The 19,475-nt window shown below is 63.2% G+C and carries 16 protein-coding genes and 1 pseudogene; 4 read left to right on the top strand and 13 right to left on the bottom strand.

From position 1 onward, the window contains the following. Positions 1-58: 58 nt before the first annotated feature. From tsaB to ACFSOZ_RS37860, 7 genes are all read right to left on the bottom strand, one after another. Positions 59-736, bottom strand: coding sequence for a tRNA (adenosine(37)-N6)-threonylcarbamoyltransferase complex dimerization subunit type 1 TsaB (tsaB, locus tag ACFSOZ_RS37890; RefSeq protein ID WP_379106896.1), 678 nt, complete (start codon positions 734-736; stop codon positions 59-61). Between the two features lie 110 nt (positions 737-846). Continuing rightward, positions 847-1,953, bottom strand: a complete 1,107-nt coding sequence (locus tag ACFSOZ_RS37885) for a DUF1513 domain-containing protein (protein ID WP_379106893.1) — start codon at positions 1,951-1,953, stop codon at positions 847-849. Between the two features lie 64 nt (positions 1,954-2,017). Further along, the gene (locus ACFSOZ_RS37880) at positions 2,018-3,097 is read right to left on the bottom strand and encodes an imelysin family protein (RefSeq protein ID WP_379106891.1); all 1,080 of its coding nucleotides are present in this window, start codon (positions 3,095-3,097) and stop codon (positions 2,018-2,020) included. After that, the gene (locus ACFSOZ_RS37875) at positions 3,097-4,698 is read right to left on the bottom strand and encodes a di-heme oxidoreductase family protein (protein WP_379106889.1); all 1,602 of its coding nucleotides are present in this window, start codon (positions 4,696-4,698) and stop codon (positions 3,097-3,099) included. Before ACFSOZ_RS37875 ends, ACFSOZ_RS37880 begins: the two co-directional genes overlap by 1 nt. Positions 4,699-4,710: 12 nt before the next feature. Continuing rightward, complete coding sequence (bfr, locus tag ACFSOZ_RS37870; RefSeq protein WP_379106888.1) at positions 4,711-5,196, bottom strand: bacterioferritin; 486 nt, start codon at positions 5,194-5,196, stop codon at positions 4,711-4,713. Next, entirely contained in the window at positions 5,162-5,473 is a 312-nt protein-coding gene (locus tag ACFSOZ_RS37865; RefSeq protein ID WP_111544703.1) for a (2Fe-2S)-binding protein, read from the bottom strand. The genes bfr and ACFSOZ_RS37865 overlap by 35 nt, the downstream gene beginning before the upstream one ends. Before the next feature lie 110 nt (positions 5,474-5,583). Then, positions 5,584-6,876, bottom strand: coding sequence for an imelysin family protein (locus ACFSOZ_RS37860; RefSeq protein ID WP_379107179.1), 1,293 nt, complete (start codon positions 6,874-6,876; stop codon positions 5,584-5,586). Positions 6,877-7,325: 449 nt separating this feature from the next. Between ACFSOZ_RS37860 and ACFSOZ_RS37855 the strand changes: the two genes are divergently transcribed. Beyond that, entirely contained in the window at positions 7,326-8,579 is a 1,254-nt protein-coding gene (locus ACFSOZ_RS37855) for an NAD(P)/FAD-dependent oxidoreductase (protein ID WP_379106886.1), read from the top strand. 9 nt (positions 8,580-8,588) lie between these two features. Here ACFSOZ_RS37855 and ACFSOZ_RS37850 read toward each other — a convergent pair whose 3' ends face one another. Beyond that, on the bottom strand, positions 8,589-9,866 hold the full coding sequence (locus ACFSOZ_RS37850; RefSeq protein WP_379106884.1) for a 4-aminobutyrate--2-oxoglutarate transaminase: 1,278 nt from the start codon (positions 9,864-9,866) through the stop codon (positions 8,589-8,591). 240 nt (positions 9,867-10,106) lie between these two features. Between ACFSOZ_RS37850 and ACFSOZ_RS37845 the strand changes: the two genes are divergently transcribed. From ACFSOZ_RS37845 to ACFSOZ_RS37835, 3 genes are read left to right on the top strand one after another with little or no spacing between them, the layout of a single operon-like run. Further along, positions 10,107-11,237: an efflux RND transporter periplasmic adaptor subunit gene (locus ACFSOZ_RS37845; RefSeq protein WP_379106882.1), complete on the top strand. Its 1,131-nt coding sequence runs from the start codon at positions 10,107-10,109 to the stop codon at positions 11,235-11,237. After that, on the top strand, positions 11,234-12,310 hold the full coding sequence (locus ACFSOZ_RS37840) for an efflux RND transporter periplasmic adaptor subunit (RefSeq protein ID WP_379106880.1): 1,077 nt from the start codon (positions 11,234-11,236) through the stop codon (positions 12,308-12,310). Before ACFSOZ_RS37845 ends, ACFSOZ_RS37840 begins: the two co-directional genes overlap by 4 nt. After that, complete coding sequence (locus tag ACFSOZ_RS37835; protein WP_379106878.1) at positions 12,310-15,411, top strand: efflux RND transporter permease subunit; 3,102 nt, start codon at positions 12,310-12,312, stop codon at positions 15,409-15,411. Before ACFSOZ_RS37840 ends, ACFSOZ_RS37835 begins: the two co-directional genes overlap by 1 nt. A 31-nt stretch (positions 15,412-15,442) precedes the next feature. On the opposite strand, the gene ACFSOZ_RS37830 is transcribed toward ACFSOZ_RS37835, so the two are convergent. The 5 genes and pseudogenes from ACFSOZ_RS37830 to ACFSOZ_RS37810 form a co-directional block, all read right to left on the bottom strand. After that, positions 15,443-16,189 (bottom strand): ABC transporter ATP-binding protein, encoded by a 747-nt coding sequence (locus ACFSOZ_RS37830; RefSeq protein WP_379106876.1) that lies wholly within the window; start codon positions 16,187-16,189, stop codon positions 15,443-15,445. After that, positions 16,186-17,019, bottom strand: coding sequence for an ABC transporter ATP-binding protein (locus tag ACFSOZ_RS37825; RefSeq protein ID WP_379106874.1), 834 nt, complete (start codon positions 17,017-17,019; stop codon positions 16,186-16,188). The genes ACFSOZ_RS37830 and ACFSOZ_RS37825 overlap by 4 nt, the downstream gene beginning before the upstream one ends. Further along, complete coding sequence (nikC, locus tag ACFSOZ_RS37820) at positions 17,016-17,936, bottom strand: nickel transporter permease (RefSeq protein WP_379104883.1); 921 nt, start codon at positions 17,934-17,936, stop codon at positions 17,016-17,018. The genes ACFSOZ_RS37825 and nikC overlap by 4 nt, the downstream gene beginning before the upstream one ends. After that, a pseudogene (locus ACFSOZ_RS37815) lies at positions 17,933-18,466 on the bottom strand (ABC transporter permease); the annotation flags it as partial. The gene nikC and the pseudogene ACFSOZ_RS37815, both read right to left, overlap by 4 nt. A gap of 55 nt (positions 18,467-18,521) precedes the next feature. Beyond that, the gene (locus ACFSOZ_RS37810) at positions 18,522-18,839 is read right to left on the bottom strand and encodes a hypothetical protein (protein ID WP_379106872.1); all 318 of its coding nucleotides are present in this window, start codon (positions 18,837-18,839) and stop codon (positions 18,522-18,524) included. Positions 18,840-19,475 lie beyond the last annotated feature (636 nt).

Here is a 19,475-nt window from a genome sequence, read left to right as displayed (position 1 = left end):
TTTTCGTTTTCTTGTTTGACCATGATCTTTTCCGAAAACCGGCCTCCACTTTTCGGGATCATGGTGTGAGCCTTGATAGTATGAAACCAGCCTGCGGCTTGGCGTCGGCACCACGCAGATAAAGCGGTTTCGGCCTCTCGCTCCCGCCCTTGGCGGCAGCCAGCCGGGCGTAGGTGGCAATGTCGGCGGTGGCAGTCCGGGGGCCGATATCGAAGGTGCGTCCGGCCGATGCGGCGATTTGCGCTGCCGCGGTGCCAGCGAGTACCGAAGCGCTTTCCGTCGCCATGGTCACTGCATTCGCCAGTGTGGTCACAGCCGGACCGTAAGTCAAAACTGACAGTTCATCGTAAGACGCTGCATGGATTTCCTCGCGCCCGGCATCGAGCGCCGCAAGCACGGGGCGGCCGAGAAATGCCGCTGCTGCCTCACTGGCCAGTGCCTCGAGCGTCGTCACTCCGATCGCCGGGACTTTCAGCGCCAGGGCCAGGCCCCGCGCGGTCGAGACGCCGACGCGCAGACCGGTGAAGGAGCCTGGACCAACAGAGACGGCGATGGCGTCAAGACCGGCATAGTCGGTTGCGGTCGTTTTGAGTGCTTCGGCGATGACCGCCATCAGGTGTTCGGCATGGCCCTTGCCGAGATCGAGCACCGAGCGGCCAAGCTCCTGCCTCGCCGCCGCGTCATAGACGCAGGCAGCGCAGAGGTTGGCGGCACAGTCGATGGCAAGCAATTTCATGAAACGACCGGGTTCGAAAACAATTCCCTGTGCCCGCCACAGCCCGCCGCCGCAAGGGGATAGTGCATAATTTGTTAAGCGGCTTCGCTTCGGCCCGGCTGGAAAAGTATCTATGCGGCCTGTTCGATGCGCAGCATGTGGTTGTCCCAGACATAGTCCGGTTCGGTGCGTGTCGCACCGCTGCCCTCGATGATTTCGCCGGCGCCTGTGGTCGCCATGAAGCTCGTGCCATCGGGCGCAAGGCCGCAGACCTCGACCAGCGCGCTGTTCGAGACAATCCGGCCGTTCGCCGCGTCGATCACGACAAGCGAATTGCCTTCCGGTGAAGAGACGGCGACGGTGCCGGCAAGCGGATTGGCGGCGACCGAACCGATATAGTTGCGGAAGCCGGACAGCACGTCCTGCGGCATGTCGAGCAGCTGCAGTTCCTTGCCACGCGCCGCGCGGCCGACCAGCAAAGGACGATCGGCGCCCGGCCCCCTGTACTGACAGCCGAACCAGACCGTGCCGGATCGATCGGTGTCCATGTGGCGGATCGACAGCTGGTGCAGTGCCGCCGGCAGTTCGTGCTTCTCGATGAGGTTGCCGGTGACGCGGTCGATCAGCACATAGGACGGCTTCATCGTGGCGATGTTGAGCTCGGCGCGGCCATAGTCCGGATGGGTCTCGATGCCGCCATTGGCAACCGCAATCGTGCTGCCGTCGCCCAGAAGCAGAAGCTCGTGCGGACCTATGCCATAGGTCGGGAATTCGCCAACGCGGCTGAATTTCGCCCGCGCATCGTAGATACCGACCACCCCGGCGGCATTGTCGAAGTCGTTTTCGGTGGCGTAGAGCAGTGCCCCGTCGGGCGAGAACACGCCGTGGCCGAAGAAATGCCGGCCGGTGATGCTGGCTATGGTCAGCGGGACGTCGCGGCCCGAATGATCGAAAACCACGGCAAAGGTGCCGGGCTGGCGAGCGAAGACCACAGAGCGCTTCGACACCGGATCGAAGGTGACGTCATGGCCGCGGTCGGGCAGGTCGATCGCATGCAGGAGCTTGCCGGCCTCGGACAGGACGGCAGCGCCGTAGCTGCCGTCGCGCTTGACGAAAGCGGTGGCGAAGACGGCGTCGGCCGCAAGCGTCTTGGCCCAGGCCGAAGGCGCCATCGCGGCAGCAAAGCCGATGCCTGCTGCCCTGAGGAAATCGCGACGGTCGATCAGAGGGGTTTTCAAAGGATCAGTCTCTCTTTTTGAGCATGATCGTTCCGAAACCGGCTTGGACTTTTCGGGATCATGTTCAGTCCCCATCCAGCGATGAGAAGCCGGCGGTCAGGCCGAATTCGGCGGTCAGCCTGGTGCCGATCAGGGTCGACAGGCTGGAGGAGATCAATGCGAAATGGTCGAGTTTTTCACGCAGCGCGGGATCGGCAAGCGCCTTGTCGATCGGACCGCTGACTGCCTTGGCGGTGGCAACGCCGTTGACCAGCTGGATATGGATCGATTCCGCCATCCAGCGCGCGTCAGGCGGCAGTGCGTCGCCGAGTTTCGAGGCCTGGAACAAATCGTCTATTCCCGACAGATTGGCGGCCAGCGAGTTGGTGGTGTTCTGCGACCGCCAGTAGATTGCCTGTCTTGGCTTGTCGGCCTCCGGCTTGCCGCCGAAAAAGCCCTTCAGGCGTACGTCGCGCACCATCTCCAGCTCATTGATGAAGACGCCGACCAGTTCGGTCACCGCCTCGTTGCCATCACGGTAAAGCGCGTTCTGCGGCCCCGGATTGGCCCAAAGCGCCGCAAAACCGTCCGGCTTGTTCCAGGCTGCGCTGACCTCGCCGGCCATGGTTTCGATGTTGCTGGCAACCGCCGTGCCATAGGCGCATCGGTAGGGATCGGCTTTGCCCGTCAGCGTCTCGGCGCCATCGCCGTAAAGCACGAATTCCAGTGCGCCCAGCCCCTGCATGGCTACACTCTTGCCGGCCAGCTGTGCCGCATCGGTGGCTGTCGGGTCCTTGTCCGACAGAGCGGCCTGCACCTGTTTCAGGCCGATGCTCTTGCGGTCCGGCCAGAACAGCATGCGTTCCAGCCGGTTGTTCTCCTTGATCGGCCCGAAGCCGATGATCTCGGCTGACGACCAGGCATCGACCGTCGCCGAAAACTGGGCACGCGCCGCATCGAGATCTTCTTGCGAGGGCGCGGTGCAAAGCGTGTGCATCGCCTTGGTCAAACGGCCGGCATGGTCGTGCAAGCTGGCATAGGCCGGGCGGACAAAACCGTCGATCGCCCGCTGGATGATTTCGGAAGCTTTCACAGCCGCCGACGCCGGGAAGACGCCCAGCAGGGCCAGCGGCAGAACGAGAACCAGTGCAGAGCGCTTGAGCATCACAGTGACTCCAGGAATTTGAGCAGCGCATCACGATCAGCCGCGTTGGCGGCGGCAAAACGGTTGCGCGCCTTCTGCGCCTCGCCACCATGCCACAGGATCGCCTCGGTCAGGCTGCGCGCGCGGCCATCATGCAGGAAGAAAGAATTGCCATTGACCGTTTCGGTGAGGCCGATGCCCCACAGTGGCGGGGTGCGCCACTCATTGCCGGTTGCTTCGCCCACGGACTGGCCATCAGCCAGATCAGGTCCCATGTCGTGCAGCAGGAAGTCGGAATACGGCCAGATCAACTGGAAGGCCTGCGCCGTGTTGGGCGTGCCGCGACGGGTGACGAATTTCGGCGTGTGACAGGCAATGCAGCCGATCTCGTAGAAGATCTTCTTGCCGGCAAGTACATCCGGCCGGTCGAGGCCGCGGCGTGCCGGCACCGCCAGGTTCTGCGAATAGAAGGTGACGAGATCCATCACCGGCGGCGGCGCCTCGACCGGGCCGAGGCGCCGCTGCACGCCGTTCGGCATGGCCAGGCATTTTGCCTGCGCGGCGGTGCAGTCGCCCCAATGTTTCGGCTCTTCCGGCGTCGAGATGCCGATGTCGCCGGCAAAGGCATCTGCCGCCTGCTGCCGGATCGACGCGGTCTGTGCCTTCCAGCCAAAGCGGCCAAGCGTCGGCTCTCCGCTCTGGCCGTCGCGGGCGATGTTGGGCTTGCCGGAAATGCCGTCACCATTCCGGTCATCCGGGTCGGCATGGGCAAGGATGTCGGCCGAGGCGATCTGCTCGATCAGGCCAAGGCCGATCATCGGCGGCGTCAGACGCGGCGACAGCGTGGTGCGCGGATCAAGCGGCCCATAGCCGGGATCGACGACCGAATAGCTGGGTTTGCGCAGGGAAATCACGGTACCGTCCGCCAACGTCACCTGCCGTTCCTGATAGTCGACATGCATCCTGCCTTCGCCGCGCAGGCCGGGCACGGCCAGCTCCTGCAATTGGGTGCCGTAGACGGGGTCGGGAAAGTTCAGCACCCGATGGTCGGCGAGCGCTGCTTTCTCTTCCGCGCTGCTGGCGTCGCGGGCCAGCCGCAGGAACATCGACTTGGTGCCGGCATCGCCTTGCGGCGGACGGCCGCGGCCATCCTTCAGATGGCAGTTCTGGCAGGCGCGTTCGTTGAACAGCGGACCGAGCCCGTCCGACGCCTGCGTCGAGGATGGCGACGACACCCAGTTCTTGCGGAACAGCGCGTTGCCGAGCTTGAAGTCGCCCTCTTCCTCGAAGGTGATGTTGGCCGAGGATTGCGAGAAGGAATCGCGGCTGACGTCCTTCCTGGACGTGCCGGCGCCGCCTTGCATCAGTTCGAACTGCTCGGGTTTGAAAAAATCCGTCGTCGGCCTGGTGATGGCCGTAACGCGCGCCTGATCCTTCGGATTGAGGTCGGTGCGCGTGGTGGCGAGGCCGGCGGGCTGAAGGTCGCCGGCAAGCGCCGAAGAAGTGAATGCCACCACGAGGATGACACAGCGCCCGCGCGCCGATCCGACTGGCGTTTTGTGACGAGGCGGCGAGCCACTGGCCCGCCGCAAGCGGCGCACGAATTCTAGCAGGCGCCGCATTCCCGCATGTCCTTAGTCCGCCTCGTCCGCCGATGCGGCGTTGAGCTGGCCGTATTTTTCCTCGCCGATCGAAGCAAGCAGGTCGAGCTGGGTCTCGAGGAAGTCAATGTGACCTTCCTCGTCCGCCAGCAACTCCTCGAACAGCTTCATCGTCACGTAGTCGCCCGCTTCCTCGCAGATCTCGCGCGAACGCTTGTAGTCGGTACGCGCGTCATATTCGCCGGCAAGGTCGGATTCGAGCACTTCCTTGACATTCTGCCCGATGCGCAGAGGCGCCACGGACTGCAGGTTCGGATGGCCTTCAAGGAAGATGATGCGGGCCACGAGCCGGTCGGCATGGTGCATCTCCTCGATCGATTCCGCCCGCTCCTTCTTTGCCAGCTTGGCGTATCCCCAGTCCTCAAGCAGACGGAAATGCACCCAATACTGGTTGACGGCGCCGAGCTCCAGAAAAAGAGCCTCGTTAAGCCGCTCGATGATCTGCTTTTCGCCTTTCATGGGTTCTGCTCCCGTATTGGACGCGCAGGCCTCTGACGCGATCCAGATGTGAAACGATATCCACGCCGCTCGCCTCCGAGCGGGCGTGGTAATTTTCGGTGACCCGAATGATCGTTTCGACCACATTTGGGAAGCAGCCGCAACAACGACCACGCTTTTGCATGGCGTGATAAACCTTTGCCGGCACGATCAGTTGCCAAGGGTCCTGGTCCAGCAGCCCGATGATCGTCTGCTCGATTTCCCGCTCGGTGATGATGTTGCAATGGCAGATCAGCATTACATGGCTCGGATGGCTGACGGCGCCTCCCGCGCCGTGTGGCTTGATTTCTTGCCGGAGCCAATCCGAAGCCGATGTCCGGCTTCGGTCAGGCCCCAGTCTGTCGACGCCTACTTGAACACCTTGTCCGGTGCGTCGAGACTGTCGGACCCCTCGAAGGCGATGGCGTTGAGCTTCAGGGAGCCAACGGCGCGTTCGACCGACTTGGTCTGGTCGATCAGAGCGTCGATTGCCGCCTGCACGGTGGCGTTGCCTTCCGTGTTGCCCTCGGCGATCTGCTGGTCATAGGCCTCGCCGGCCAGTGCCCGCGCCTTGATCGCTTCCATCTTGGCGACCGTGACATCGAGTTTATCAGACAGTTCCTTGTCGATCGCGGGATCGGCCGCCTTGACCATGTCATGCGCCGAAGGGCCAGAAACCACGGTGCCGTCGAGGCGTGTGTAGCTGGCAAGGTAGGCGGCGCGGATGCCGATGGCGTCATAGAGATGCGAATTGTAGGTGTTGTCGGAAAAGCAGTCATGCTCCTCTTCCGGATCATGCAGCAGCAGGCCGAGCTTCATCCGTTCGCCGGCGAGTTCACCGTAGGACAGCGAGCCCATGCCGGTGAAGATCGTCGAGATGGCGGTGTTCGGCTCGCCATCGACGAGGTTTTTGCGCGCCGCGCCGTCTTCCTTCCAGTTGCCGACCATCTCCTGAAGGTCGGAAACCAGTAGGTCGCTGGCCGATTTCAGATATTGGGCGCGGCGGTCGCAATTGCCGCCGGTGCAATTCTTGAGGTCGTAGTCGGTATAGGGGCGCTCGCCGGCGCCCGGACCGGTACCGTGCAGGTCCTGGCCCCAGAGCAGGAACTCGATGGCGTGATAGCCGGTGGCGACATTGGCCTCGACGCCGCCGGCTTCCTGCAGCGTGCCGGAGAGGAATTCCGGCGTCAGGTTGGTGGCATCGACCTTCTTGCCGTTGATCTCGATTTCCTTGTTGGCGATCACATTGGCCGCATAGAGCGAATTCGCATCCGATTCGGTGCCATAGCTCTTGGCGACATAGTCGATCAGCCCTTCGTCGAGCGGCCAGGAGTTCACCTTGCCTTCCCAGTCGTCGACGATCTTGTTGCCGAAACGATAGACTTCGGTTTGCTGGTAGGGGACGCGCGATGCCTTCCAGGCGTCGCGGGCGGCGTTGAGGGTTTCCACCGACGGCTTGGCGAGCAGGGCGTCGACCGCCTTGTCTAGCGCCTGCGCGGTGGTCAGCGAATCCTCGTATTTGGCCAGCGCGATGTCGGCATAGGTCTTGATGACCGCCTTCGCATCGGTTCCCGCCTTGGCCGGCAGCACGAACACCGCCGCCGTCAGCAGGGCCGTGGCGCCGATCGCGGCGAGCCTGCCGCCATACCGTGCCGTTATCATCGCTCTCATGACTGTCGTCTCCTCAGGAATTCACTGAAATAGGGGCGCGGCAACGAGCGGCCTGCACCAAGTCAGGCAGGCAACGCCATCCGGCAAAAAAATGGCCACGACAAGACGTGGTCTGCGGAAGAAAGACACCGAAATGCCTCCAATCGAAAGGGTTCAAGGCCCAGACATCAAAGGGATGCGCTAATGCGCGAGCCTCCATAAAGCTTCGACTCCGCCGGAAGTCAATGGAGATCGGCAAGAAAAAGCAATTGAAACAACAGTTTAGAATTATTCTAAACTACGACTGTCAACTTTATGCATCGGCCTGCACCGGACCTGCCGCTGAACTGTGCGATTGACAGCCGCCATTCCGGGTGCGACCCGCAAAAGCTCTCTTGCGGCGGCGACAGACAATTGCCACTTGGCGAGACGTCCTAGAATCGAGTCGGGATTGGAATGCCATGAAGAACGGTGTGGTCATTGTCGGCGCGGGTCATGCAGGCGTGCAAGCGGCCGCAAGTCTGCGCGAGGAGGGCTATGACGGACCGGTGATCCTCATCAGTGACGAGAACGAGCTGCCCTACCACAAGCCGCCGCTGTCGAAGACGTTCATCAAGGATGCCGCGGCCAAACCGCAACCGCTGCGCGGCGAAGCCTTCTACACGGGCAGCGCCATCGATTACCGGCCAGGCATCAGGATCGAGCGTATCGATGCCCCGCGCCGCAGCCTGGACATCGCCGGCGGCGGTGCGCTTGGCTTCGATCACCTGATCCTGGCGACCGGCTCGCGCCCGCGCACCCTGCCGTTGCCCGGCTCTGAAATGTCCGGCGTGGTGTCGCTGCGCTCGCTGGCCGATGCGCGGCTGATCCGCGAGTTGAGCGCACAGAGCGACGATGTCGTCATCCTCGGCGGCGGCTTCATCGGACTGGAGATCGCCGCCACATTGCGGGCGGGCGGCCGCACGGTGACGGTGGTCGAAGCGCTCGACCGGCTGCTCGGCCGCGCCGTGGCGCCGGTCGTGGCGAGCCATGTCCGCCAAAGGCTGGAAGCGACCGGGGTGCGCATCCTCACCGGCACTTCGATTGCAAGGCTCGAAGGCGAAAACGGCCATGTCGTGGCCACAGTCACATCGTCAGGCGAAATTCTGCCGGCGCGCATGGTCATCGTCGGTATCGGCGCCGTGCCGAATGTCGAACTGGCGCAGGACGCCGGCCTCGCTGTCGCCAACGGCATCCGCGTCGATCACCAGATGCGCAGCTCGGCGCTGGAAATTCTCGCCATTGGCGACGCGGCCTCTTACCGGCACTGGTTCACCGGCGGCGATGTGCGGCTGGAATCGGTGCAGAACGCCACCGACCAGGCCCGGCTTGCCGCACGCACCATTGTCGGCCATGCCGACGCCTATTCGGCGGTGCCATGGTTCTGGTCCGACATCGGCGACATGAAGCTGCAGATGGTCGGCCTGACCGCCGGCGGCGACAGTCATGTCGTGCTGGGCGACCTGCCCGACAACAAGTTCTCCATCTACCACTATGCCGGCGACCGGCTGCTCGGCATCGAATCCGTCAACCGTCCCGGCGACCATATGCTTGGCCGCAAAATGCTCGGCGCCGGTTTTTCGCCGACGCCGCAGACGATCGCGACGGGACCCGACGGCCTGAAAGCGGCGCTGGCCGCTTACCTCGAGAACGTGCCCGCCAGAGCGGCTGGGTAACGTCGCCGATCAGGCGGCGCAGACTTCGCGGATCGAGCTTTCCAGAATGTCGAGCGCCTCGTTCATGACGCCGTCCTGGATGGTGATCGGGGCGAGGAAGCGGATGACGTTGCCGTAGACGCCACAAGTCAAGAGGATCAGGCCCTTGTCGAGCGCCTTCAGCCTGATCGCATTGGCGATCTCAGCCGACGGCAGGCCTTTCTTGACGTCGTTGAACTCGACGGCGTTCATGAAGCCGAGGCCTCTGATATCGACGATCTCAGGCACGTCGTCACGGATCGACTGCAGCCGCTGCTTGAGCCTCGCACCCAGCGTGTTGGCGCGGTCGCAGAGCTTCTCCTCTTCGATCACGTCGAGCACGGCATGGGCGGCGGCAACGCCGATCGGGCTGCCGCCATAGGTGCCGCCGAGCCCGCCGGGGCCGGGCGCATCCATGATTTCGGCACGGCCGGTGACCGCGGCCAGCGGGAAACCGCCGGCCAGGCTCTTGGCCATGGTGGTGATGTCGGCCGCCACCTCATGGTGATCCATGGCAAACATCTTGCCGGTGCGGGCAAAGCCGGTCTGCACTTCGTCGGCAATCAAGAGCATGCCGTGCTGGTCGCAAAGCTTGCGCAGCGCAATCAGGAACTCACGCGGCGCGTCGTAGAAGCCGCCCTCGCCCTGGACCGGCTCGATAATGATGGCGGCAACCCGGGCCGGGTCGACATCGGCCTTGAACAACCGGTCGAGTGCGGCCAGTGAATCGGCTACCGATACGCCGTGCAGTGGCACCGGGAACGGCGCATGGTAGACGTCACCCGGCATGGCGCCGAAGCCGACCTTGTAGGGCACGACCTTGCCGGTCAGCGCCATGCCCATGAAGGTGCGGCCGTGGAAGCCGCCGGCGAAGGCGATGACCGCCGGACGGCCGGTGGCGTTGCGGGCGATCTTGATGGCGTTCTCGACTGCCTCGGCGCCGGTGGTGACGAAGATCGTCTTCTTCTCGAACTTGCCGGGCAGCATGCCGTTCAGCCGTTCGGCCAGCCGCACGTAGCTCTCATAGGGCACCACCTGGTGGCAGGTGTGGGTGAAGCGGTCGAGCTGCGCCTTGACCGCCTCGATCACCTTCGGATGGCGGTGGCCGGTATTGACGACGGCGATGCCCGACGAGAAGTCGATGTAGCGGCGGCCCTCGACATCCCAGATCTCCGAGTTTTCAGCCCGGTCCGCATAGATCTGCGTGGTCATGCCGACGCCACGTGAGATCGACTGGTTCTTGCGCTCGGAAATGGCTGAATTCTTCATGGTATCCCTCATCGGGCCGGCGCCCGTTCTTGTTTGATGTCGCTGACACGTCTTCTGACCTTATTTCACGTTTTCCTCAAGTCGGCACCGTCAACAGGCGATTGGGCCTGCCACCGAGCGCCGCCTTGGCCAGTCGACCGATCCGCGTACGAGAGAGGTTCCCTTTTCCCCGGGATCGACTATCTTTGGACGGCCCACGAGGCTCCGCAGGGGGAGCGTTCCAAGCAGGCAGGGGAAGCCATGAGCAGGAACGCGACATCGTCCGCCTTGCAACCATCGCCCCCCAGCCTTTTGCCGTTTCGAAACACCCCGATCCTTGCCTGTGCGATGGCGAGCCTGCTGCTTGCCGGTTGCCAGAAGCAGGCGGCCGAACACAAGCTGCCGGTGATGGTGCGCACCGAGACAGTAGCGATCGCAGACTATTCGCCAAGGACCTCTCTGACCGGCGCGATCGCGGCGCGCACGCTGAACAATCTGTCGTTCCGGGTCGGTGGCCGCGTCGCCGAGCGGCTGGTCGATGTCGGCCAGCATGTCGATCAAGGTGCCGTGCTCGCCCGCATCGATCCGCAGGAGCAGGAATCCGATTTGCGCTCGGGACAGGCCGATCTTGACGCCGCGCAGGCACAGCTGACCCAGTCAGCCGCCGCCTTCGAGCGGCAGAAGACGCTGCTTGCCCAGGGTTTTACCACCAGGCGCGACTATGACGCCGCCGACCAGGCGCTGAAGGTTGCGCAAGGTAGTGTCGATGCCGCGCAGAGCGCACTAACCAACGCCCAGCAGAACCTGTCCTTCACCGAGCTCAAGGCGGGTGCCGCCGGCGTCATCACCGCCCGCCAGGTCGAGGCCGGACAGGTGGTGCAGGCGGCGCAGACCGTCTTCACCGTCGCCGAGGACGGCGACCGCGACGCGGTGTTCAATGTCCAGGAAACATTGGTCGCCAAAACGGCGCCATCGCCGGCGGTGACGATCACGCTGTTGTCGGACCCGCAGGTGAAGGCCGTGGGCAAGGTGCGCGAAGTCTCGCCAGCGGTGGATCCGGCTTCGGGCTCGATCCGGGTCAAGGTCGCCATTCCCGACACGCCCGCCGGCATGCCACTGGGAGCGGCTGTCATCGGCTCGGTCAGCGCCAGGCCGGCGAAGGCTATCCTGTTGCCCTGGCAGGCGCTGACCTCCACTGCCGGCAAACCGGCTGTCTGGATCGTCGACCCCTCAACCAAAGCGGTTGCGACGGCGCCGGTCGAGGTGCTGGCATTCGAATCGGGCACGGTCGTCATCGCCAGCGGTCTGAACGAAGGCCAAAGCGTCGTTACGGCAGGCGGGCAGTTGCTCAGTCCCGGGCAAACGGTCGAGATATCGGGAGCGGGCCAATGAGAAGGCTGCCGCACCTTATGCTTGGCCTGTTTGCACTTGGCACGCTCGTGTCCTGCTCCAAGTCCGAGGAAAAGCCGCCCGCGATCATCCGGCCGGTGCTGTCGGTGGTCATCGAGCCACGCACCACCCAGACCTTCGGCTTTGCCGGCTCGGTCGAGCCCCAGGTCAGTGCCGACCTCGCCTTCCGCCTGCTTGGCCGGGTTGTGTCGCGCGACGTCAATGTCGGCGACATCGTCAGCAAGGGCACGACGATCGCCGCGCTCGACCCGACCGCACTGGAGCTGGCCGTCCAGGCCGCCAAGGCGGAACTCTCCAATGCCGAGGCGCAATTCGCCAACGCCGCAGCCAGCGAAGAACGCCAGCGCCAGCTGCTTGCCGCCGCCAACACCACGCAGGCGGTCTTCGATGCCGCTCAGCAGGCGAGGAAAGCGGCGGAGGCCGGCGTCGAACGGGCCAAGGCCTCGCTTGCCAAATCGCAGGAGCAGCTTGGCTACGCCCGGCTGTTCTCGGATTTCGACGGCGTCGTCACCGCCACCGGCGCCGAGGTTGGCCAGACGGTCTCGCCTGGCCAGACGGTCGTCACGGTGGCGCGCTCGGACCTGCGCGAGGCGGTGGTCGACATTCCCGACCAGTTGATCGGTGACCTCACGGCCGGCACCCCATTCCAGGTCATCCTGCAATCGCTGCCGACGATCCAGACCGAGGCCAAGCTGCGCGAGATCGCGCCGCAGGCCGAAGGCTCGACCCGCACGCGGCGCGTGCGTCTGACGCTCACCGATCCGCCGCAAGCCTTCCGACTCGGCTCGACAGTGACGGCGACCCGCGTGACCAAGGTTGCGCCGACGATAGAATTGCCCATCTCAGCACTGCTTGAAAAGGACGGCGTCGACAAGGTGTGGATCGTCGATCCGCAGACATCGAGCGTTAACGCCAAAGACATCAAGGTCGCCGCCAAGGGCGCCGCTACCTTCACCGTCACCGGAGGGCTGGAAGCCGGTATGCGCGTCGTCACCGCCGGCGTCCACAGCCTGAGCGAAGGCCAAAAGGTCAAAGTGCCGGAGGGCGGCGTCTGATGAAGGGCTTCAATCTCTCCGACTGGGCGCTCAGCCACCGCTCCATGGTCTGGTACTTCATGCTGGTCTTCGTGGTGGCCGGCATCTTCTCCTACCTCAATCTCGGTCGTGAGGAAGATCCCAACTTCACCATCAAGACGATGATCATCCAGGCAAACTGGCCGGGCGCGTCGGTCAAGGAGACCGGGCAGCAGGTGACCGACCGCATAGAGAAGAAGCTCGAGGAGCTCGACAGCCTCGACTTCACCAGATCCGTCACCACCGCCGGCCAGACCGTCATCTTCGTCAACCTGAAGGACACCACCAAGGCGCGCGATGTCGTGCCGAACTGGATTCAGGTCCGCAACATGGTCAACGACATCCGGGCGCAGTTTCCGCAAGGCGTTCAGGGACCGTTCTTCAACGACCGCTTCGGCGATGTCTTCGGCAACATCTACGCCTTCACGTCGGACGGGCTGACGCCGCGCCAGCTGCGCGACTATGTCGAGGACGTCCGCACCAAGATCCTGACCGTGCCGAATGCCGGCAAGGTCGATCTCGTCGGCGCGCAGGACGAGGCGATCTATCTCGAATTCTCGACCCGCCAGATCGCCGCCCTTGGCCTCAACCAGCAAGCGATCGTTGCCAGCCTGCAAGCGCAGAACGCGATCACGCCGTCCGGTGTCATCGAGTCCGGACCGGAGCGCATCAGCGTGCGCGTCGGTGGCCAGTTCACTTCCGAAGAGAGTCTGCGTGCCATCAATCTGCGCGTCAACGGCCGCTTCTTCCGGCTGAGCGACGTGGCGACGATCACGCGCGGCTATGTCGATCCGCCGACGGCGCTGTTCCGCTTCAATGGCCAGGATGCCATCGCGCTCGCCATCGGCATGAAGCCCAACGCCAATCTGCTGCAGTTCGGCGAGGCGCTGCACACGGAGATGAACAAGGTGCTGGCCGACCTGCCGGTCGGCGTCGGTGTGCATCTGGTCGCGGACCAGCCCGTCATCGTCGAGGAGGCCGTCTCGGGCTTCACGCGCGCGCTGTTCGAGGCGGTCGCCATCGTGCTCGCGGTGTCCTTCATCAGCCTAGGCATGCGCGCCGGCTTCGTCGTGGCGCTGTCGATCCCGCTGGTGCTGGCCATCACCTTCACGGTCATGGCCTATCTCGGCATCTCGCTGCAGCGCATCTCGCTGGGGGCGCTGATCATTGCGCTCGGTCTCCTGGTCGACGACGCGATGATCGCGGTCGAGATGATGGTGGCGCGGCTTGAGGTCGGCGACAATCTGCGCAAAGCAGCGACTTACGTCTACACATCGACTGCCTTCCCAATGCTGACCGGTACGCTGGTGACGGTCGCCGGCTTTATCCCGATCGGCCTCAACAACAGCGCCGCCGGCGAATACACCTTCACACTGTTCGTCGTCATCGCAGTATCGCTTCTGGTATCATGGATCGTGGCAGTGCTGTTTGCGCCGCTACTCGGCGTCACAATTCTTCCGGCGACGATGAAGACAAAGCACCACGACCAGCCGGGCCGCTTCACGTCACTGTTCCGGCGCGCGCTACTCGGCTCTGTGCGGCATCACTGGCTGACCATCATCGCCACCGTGCTGTTGTTTGCCGGCTCGATAGCCGGCTTCGGCCTCGTCCAGCAGCAGTTCTTTCCGCCTTCCGACCGGCCGGAGCTGATCGTCGATTGGAACCTGCCGCAGAACTCGTCGATCACCGAGACGCGGGACCAGATCGAGCGTTTCGAAGGGCGCGCGCTGGCTGGCAATCCCGACATCGACCATTTCAGCTCCTATGTCGGCCAGGGCGCGGTGCGCTTCCTGCTCGCCTTCGACGTGCAACCGGCCAATCCGTATTTCGGCCAGACCGTCATCGTCACCAAGAGCATCGAGGCGCGCAACCGGCTGAAGCCGCAACTGGAGAAGCTGCTGCGCGAGGAGTTCGTCGGTACCGATGCCTTCGTCAAGCCGCTCGAGTTGGGGCCGCCGGTCGGCCGCCCGGTGCAGTACCGCGTCGGCGGTCCCGACATCCAGACGGTGCGCGGCCTGGCGCAGCAATTCGCCGGCCTCATCTCGACCAATCCGAAGCTTGCCGCGCCAACCTTCGATTGGAACGAGCCGCAGCGTGTGCTGAGGGTCGACGTGCTGCAGGACAAGGCGCGCCAGCTCGGCATCACCTCCTCCGATATCGCCAGCGCGCTGAACAGCACGGTCGGCGGCGCCACCATCACACAGGTGCGCGACGCCACCTATCTGATCAACGTCGTGGCGCGCTCACGCGATGCCGAACGCGGCTCGATCAGGACGCTGCAGAACATGCAACTGCCGACCAGCACCGGCGAGGCGATCCCGCTCGCGGCGGTGGCCAACTTCCGCTACGAGCTGGAGCAGCCGACGGTATGGCGGCGTAACCGCATTCCGACGATCACCGTGCGCGCCGGATTGGTCGGCGACACGCTGCCGGCGACCGTGGTCAACCAACTGAAGCCAGCCGTCGATGCCTTCATCGCCAAGCTGCCGCCGGGCTATTCGGTCGAGACCGCAGGCTCGGTCGAGGAAAGCGCTAAAAGCCAAGGACCGATCGCCGCCGTCGTGCCGCTGATGCTGTTCGTCATGGCGACCATCCTGATGGTGCAGTTGCAGAGCTTCCAGCGCCTGTTCCTGGTCGTTGCTGTGGCGCCGCTCGGCCTGATCGGCGTGGTGGCCGCACTGGTGCCGAGCGGCGCGCCGCTCGGCTTCGTCGCAATCCTCGGCGTGCTGGCGCTGATCGGCATCCTGATCCGCAACTCGGTCATCCTGATCGTGCAGATCGAGGATCTCGTCACCGAAGGCAAGGACCGCTGGGCGGCGGTGATCGAGGCGACCGAGCACCGCATGCGGCCGATTGCGCTGACAGCAGCGGCCGCGAGCCTCGCGCTGATCCCGATCGCACGTGAGGTGTTCTGGGGACCGATGGCCTATGCCATGATGGGCGGCATCATTGCCGGCACCGCGATCACACTGCTGTTCCTGCCGGCGCTCTATGTGGCATGGTTCCGCATCAAGGAGCCGAAGCGGGGGCAGGAAAGCGAAGGCGCGCACAGTGAAACGGTGCCGGAAGGTGGGGCAGCCTGAGACGGAAATTTCGGTCGCGCCGCGATAGAAACTACGCCCTCACGAACCCGTCGCTCGCCCTGAGGAGATTGCGCGTATAATCCTTCGTCACGCGGCGCTCGACAAGGTCGCTTGCCGCGAGATTCTCCACCGCCTCGCCGCTTTGCATCACCATCAACCGCTCGCACATGTGGGTGATGATGGCGAGGTCGTGGCTGACCATCAGGAAGGTCAGTTTGCGGCGCCGGCGGACCTCTTCCAGAAGGTTGAGCACTTCCGCCTGCACCGAGGCGTCGAGCGCCGAGGTCGGCTCGTCGAGCAGCAGGATCGACGGTTCGAGGATGAGCGCGCGTGCGATCGCCACGCGCTGGCGCTGGCCGCCCGACAATTGATGCGAGTAGCGGAAGCGAAATCCGGTGCCCAAACCGACCTCGTCGAGCGCCCGCTGGATGCGCTTTTCGCCGTCGGCAAAACCATGGATGGCAAGCGGCTCCTGCAGCAGGCGGTCGACGGTCTGGCGCGGATGCAGCGACCCGTACGGATCCTGGAAGACCATCTGCACTTCGCGGTAAAAGGCCTTGTCGCGGCGCGTGCCGAGCTTCTTGCCATTGACGGTGATGCTGCCCGAGGCGACCGGCGCGAGACCGGCGATGGCTCGCAGCAGCGTCGATTTGCCGGAGCCGGATTCGCCGACCAGGCCGAAGGATTCGCCCGGCTGCACGTCGAGGCTGACGCCCTTCAGCGCGCGAAAGCGATCGAAGATCACCTCCAACCTGTCGACGGAAATCGCTGCTGTCATGCCGCCCACTCCGGCTTGCGGTCGAGCACCGGCAGCGGGTGACGGTCGGCGCCGATCTTGGGCATGCAGTTGAGCAGGCCGCGCGTGTAGGGATGCTGGGCACGGCCGAGTTCGGACGCCTTGAGCTGCTCGACCACCTTGCCGGCATACATGACGATGACGCGGTCGCAGAAGGAGGAGACCAGGCGCAGATCGTGCGAGATGAAGATCAGCCCCATGCCGCGATCGCTGACCAGCCTGTCGAGAATGCCGAGCACGTCGAGCTGCACGGTCACATCGAGCGCCGAGGTCGGCTCGTCGGCAATCATCATCTCCGGCCCGGCGATCAGCATCATGGCGATCATGGCGCGCTGGCCCATGCCGCCGGACACTTCATGCGGGTGCAGGTCGAAGACCCGGGCCGGGTCGCGGATCTGCACCGCCTCCAGCATCGCCAAAGCGCGGTCGCGCGCCTCGGCCTTGCCGACCTTTTCATGCGTGCGCAGCGTCTCGACGATCTGGCGGCCGATGCTCATCACCGGATCGAGCGAATATTTCGGATCCTGCAGGATCATGGCGATACGTTTTCCGCGCAGCGCCCGGCGTTCGCGTGGCGAGACGCTGAGCAGGTCGATGCCGTCGAAGGCAAGCTTGTTGGCCGATATCCGGGCCTGCGGCGGCGTCAGCCCCATGATGGCGCGGCCGGTCTGCGATTTGCCGGAGCCGGACTCGCCGACGATGCCAAGCCGTTCGCGGCCAAGCGAAAAGGAAACCCCGCGAACCGCCTCGACAATACCGGTGCGGGTCGGGAAGGTGACGCTGAGATTCTCGACATCGAGAAGCGTGCTCATTGGTCACCACTGCGGGGATCGAGCGCGTCGCACAGGCCGTCGCCGAGCAGGTTGAAGCCAAGGCTGACGATGAGGATGGCGAAGCCCGGCGCACCGGCCACCCACCACTGGTCGAGCACGAAGCGGCGGCCCGACGCGATCATGGTGCCCCATTCTGGCAGCGGCGGCTGCGCGCCGAGGCCGAGGAAGCCGAGGCCAGCCGCGGTCAGGATGATGCCGGCCATGTCGAGCGTCACCCGGACGATCAGCGAGGAGATGCAGAGCGGCATGATGTGGCGCAGCACGATGCGGAAGGGCGAGGCGCCCATCAATTGCACCGCCTTGATGTAATCGGAATTGCGCACGGTCAGCGTTTCGGCGCGCGCAATGCGCGCATAGGGCGGCCATGAGGTGATGGCGATGGCAAGCACCGCATTCTCGATGCCGGGGCCAAGGGCGGCGACAAAGGCCAGCGCCAGGATCAGCTTGGGGAACGCGAGGAAGATGTCGGTGATGCGCATCAGGATGGCATCGGTCCAGCCGCCGGCATAGCCGGCGACGGTGCCGACGAGCAGGCCGATCGGCGCGGCGATGATGGCGACCAGGATGACCACGTAGAGCGTCCAGCGCGAGCCATAGAGGATGCGCGAAAGGATATCGCGGCCAAGGTCGTCGGTGCCGAACCAGTGCTCGGCGCTCGGCGCGAGCAGGCGCGACCCCTTGAGGTCGCCGAATGTCGGCGAGTAGGGCGCCAACACGCCGGCAAGGGCGGCTACGACCAGCAGGGCAATGATGATGAGCAGGCCGAGAAACGCCAGCCTGTTGGCGGAAAAGCGCCGCCACGCGACATAGGCGCGGCCGAGCCTTGCCTGCATGCGCGACGCCGGCCGCTCGCTGAGCAGCCAGTCGCGGCGGGTCTGGATGGCGCCGGCGCTCATGCGGACTTCGTCCTCGGATCGAGCACCCGGTAGAGCAGGTCGGAGAGAAGGTTGATGGCGATGAACACCGAGCCGATGACGATGGTGCCGCCGAGTACCGCGTTCATGTCGGCGTTCTGCAGCGAGTTGGTGATGTAGAGGCCGATGCCCGGCCAGGAAAACACCGTCTCGGTCAGCACCGAACCTTCGAGCAGCCCGGCATAGGACAGCGCGATCACCGTCACCATCGGCACGGCGGCGTTGCGCAGCGCATGGCCCCAGATGATACGGGTTTCCGACAGGCCCTTGGCGCGCGCCGCGACGATGTATTCCTGCGACAGTTCGTTGAGCATGAACGAGCGCGTCATGCGGCTGATATAGGCGAGCGAGAAATAGCCGAGGAGCGAGGCCGGCAGAATGATGTGCCGAAAGGCATCATAAAAGACGTCCCACTGCCCCTGCATAGCGGAGTCGAGGAGATAAAAACCAGTAATCGGCGTGAAGGTGTATTCATAGACGACGTCGAGCCGGGCCGGGAAAGCGACCCATTCACGCCCTACACAACTCTGGCGTTAGCAACATTCTGCTATAACTATGATTTCTACCTTAGACGCCCTCAGCACCACCGATAGCCCCCAAGCCAGAAGTATCGGTCGACCACACAACTGCCGAATAACACGCCATTACAACCACCAGCAATGAACTCCCTGCACACAACTCCCACACACACTGGCCGTCATAGAGCGTCGCCGCGCCTGAACCGCCGCGCCCCAGCACGCCATCAATGCGGCCACCGTAAGAAGCAGCCGGCACACCGATCACGCGATTACCCCCACAGCGTCGCCAAGTCCTCTCGTTGCGGTAAGCGCCGACGTGCGGAATATCGGTCAATTCGACCGGAATTGCGTTGGTCAGCACCGACACGGTGGCCGAAATTGCCCGTTCTAAGGGGCACAATATTACACATAGATGCTTAGAAACTGCTCGACCAGCACGGCAGCGATCACCAGAGACCCCACTTTACGCGCCGCGCACCGCCTTGCGCCACACACGAGAGAGACGGACATTGGCCGAGCGAACACAGATACATGCCCGCAGCACCGACATCACCACTATGTATAGGATCTCTCCTTAGTTCTTCCTTTTCTACTTTTCTCCCTCCTTCTCCCCTTCCTTTTCAGATTCTTCCACTCTCTTGTTCTTGTTTCTTCTTGTTCTATTTGTTTGTATTGTTGTTCTTTCACGTCCTTTATTCTACTCCTTACTGATTTTATTATTTTTTTTTTCTTCTAGTTTGTTGTTTTTTCTTCCCTTCCTTCTTTTTCTAATTCCACCCAATCTATGTCTCTTTTTTCATTGTTTTTTTCTCTTTATTTCACTATTTTCCTTTTTTTTTCTTTCTTTTTTTCTTTTTTCTTGTTTATTTCTTTTGTCTTCTTATTTTTTTTTTTTGTATTTTATTTTTTTCTCTTATTTTTCTTTTTATTTTTTTTTTTTATCTTTTTTATTTCTGATTTTCTTTTCTCCCCTCCTATCCCATTTTCATCCTTTTTTTTCTTT

Origin of the sequence: Mesorhizobium newzealandense (assembly GCF_042682145.1) — a bacterium.
Taxonomy (GTDB): Bacteria; Pseudomonadota; Alphaproteobacteria; order Rhizobiales; family Rhizobiaceae; genus Mesorhizobium; species Mesorhizobium newzealandense.
This window is presented reverse-complemented; position numbering and strand designations above follow the sequence as displayed.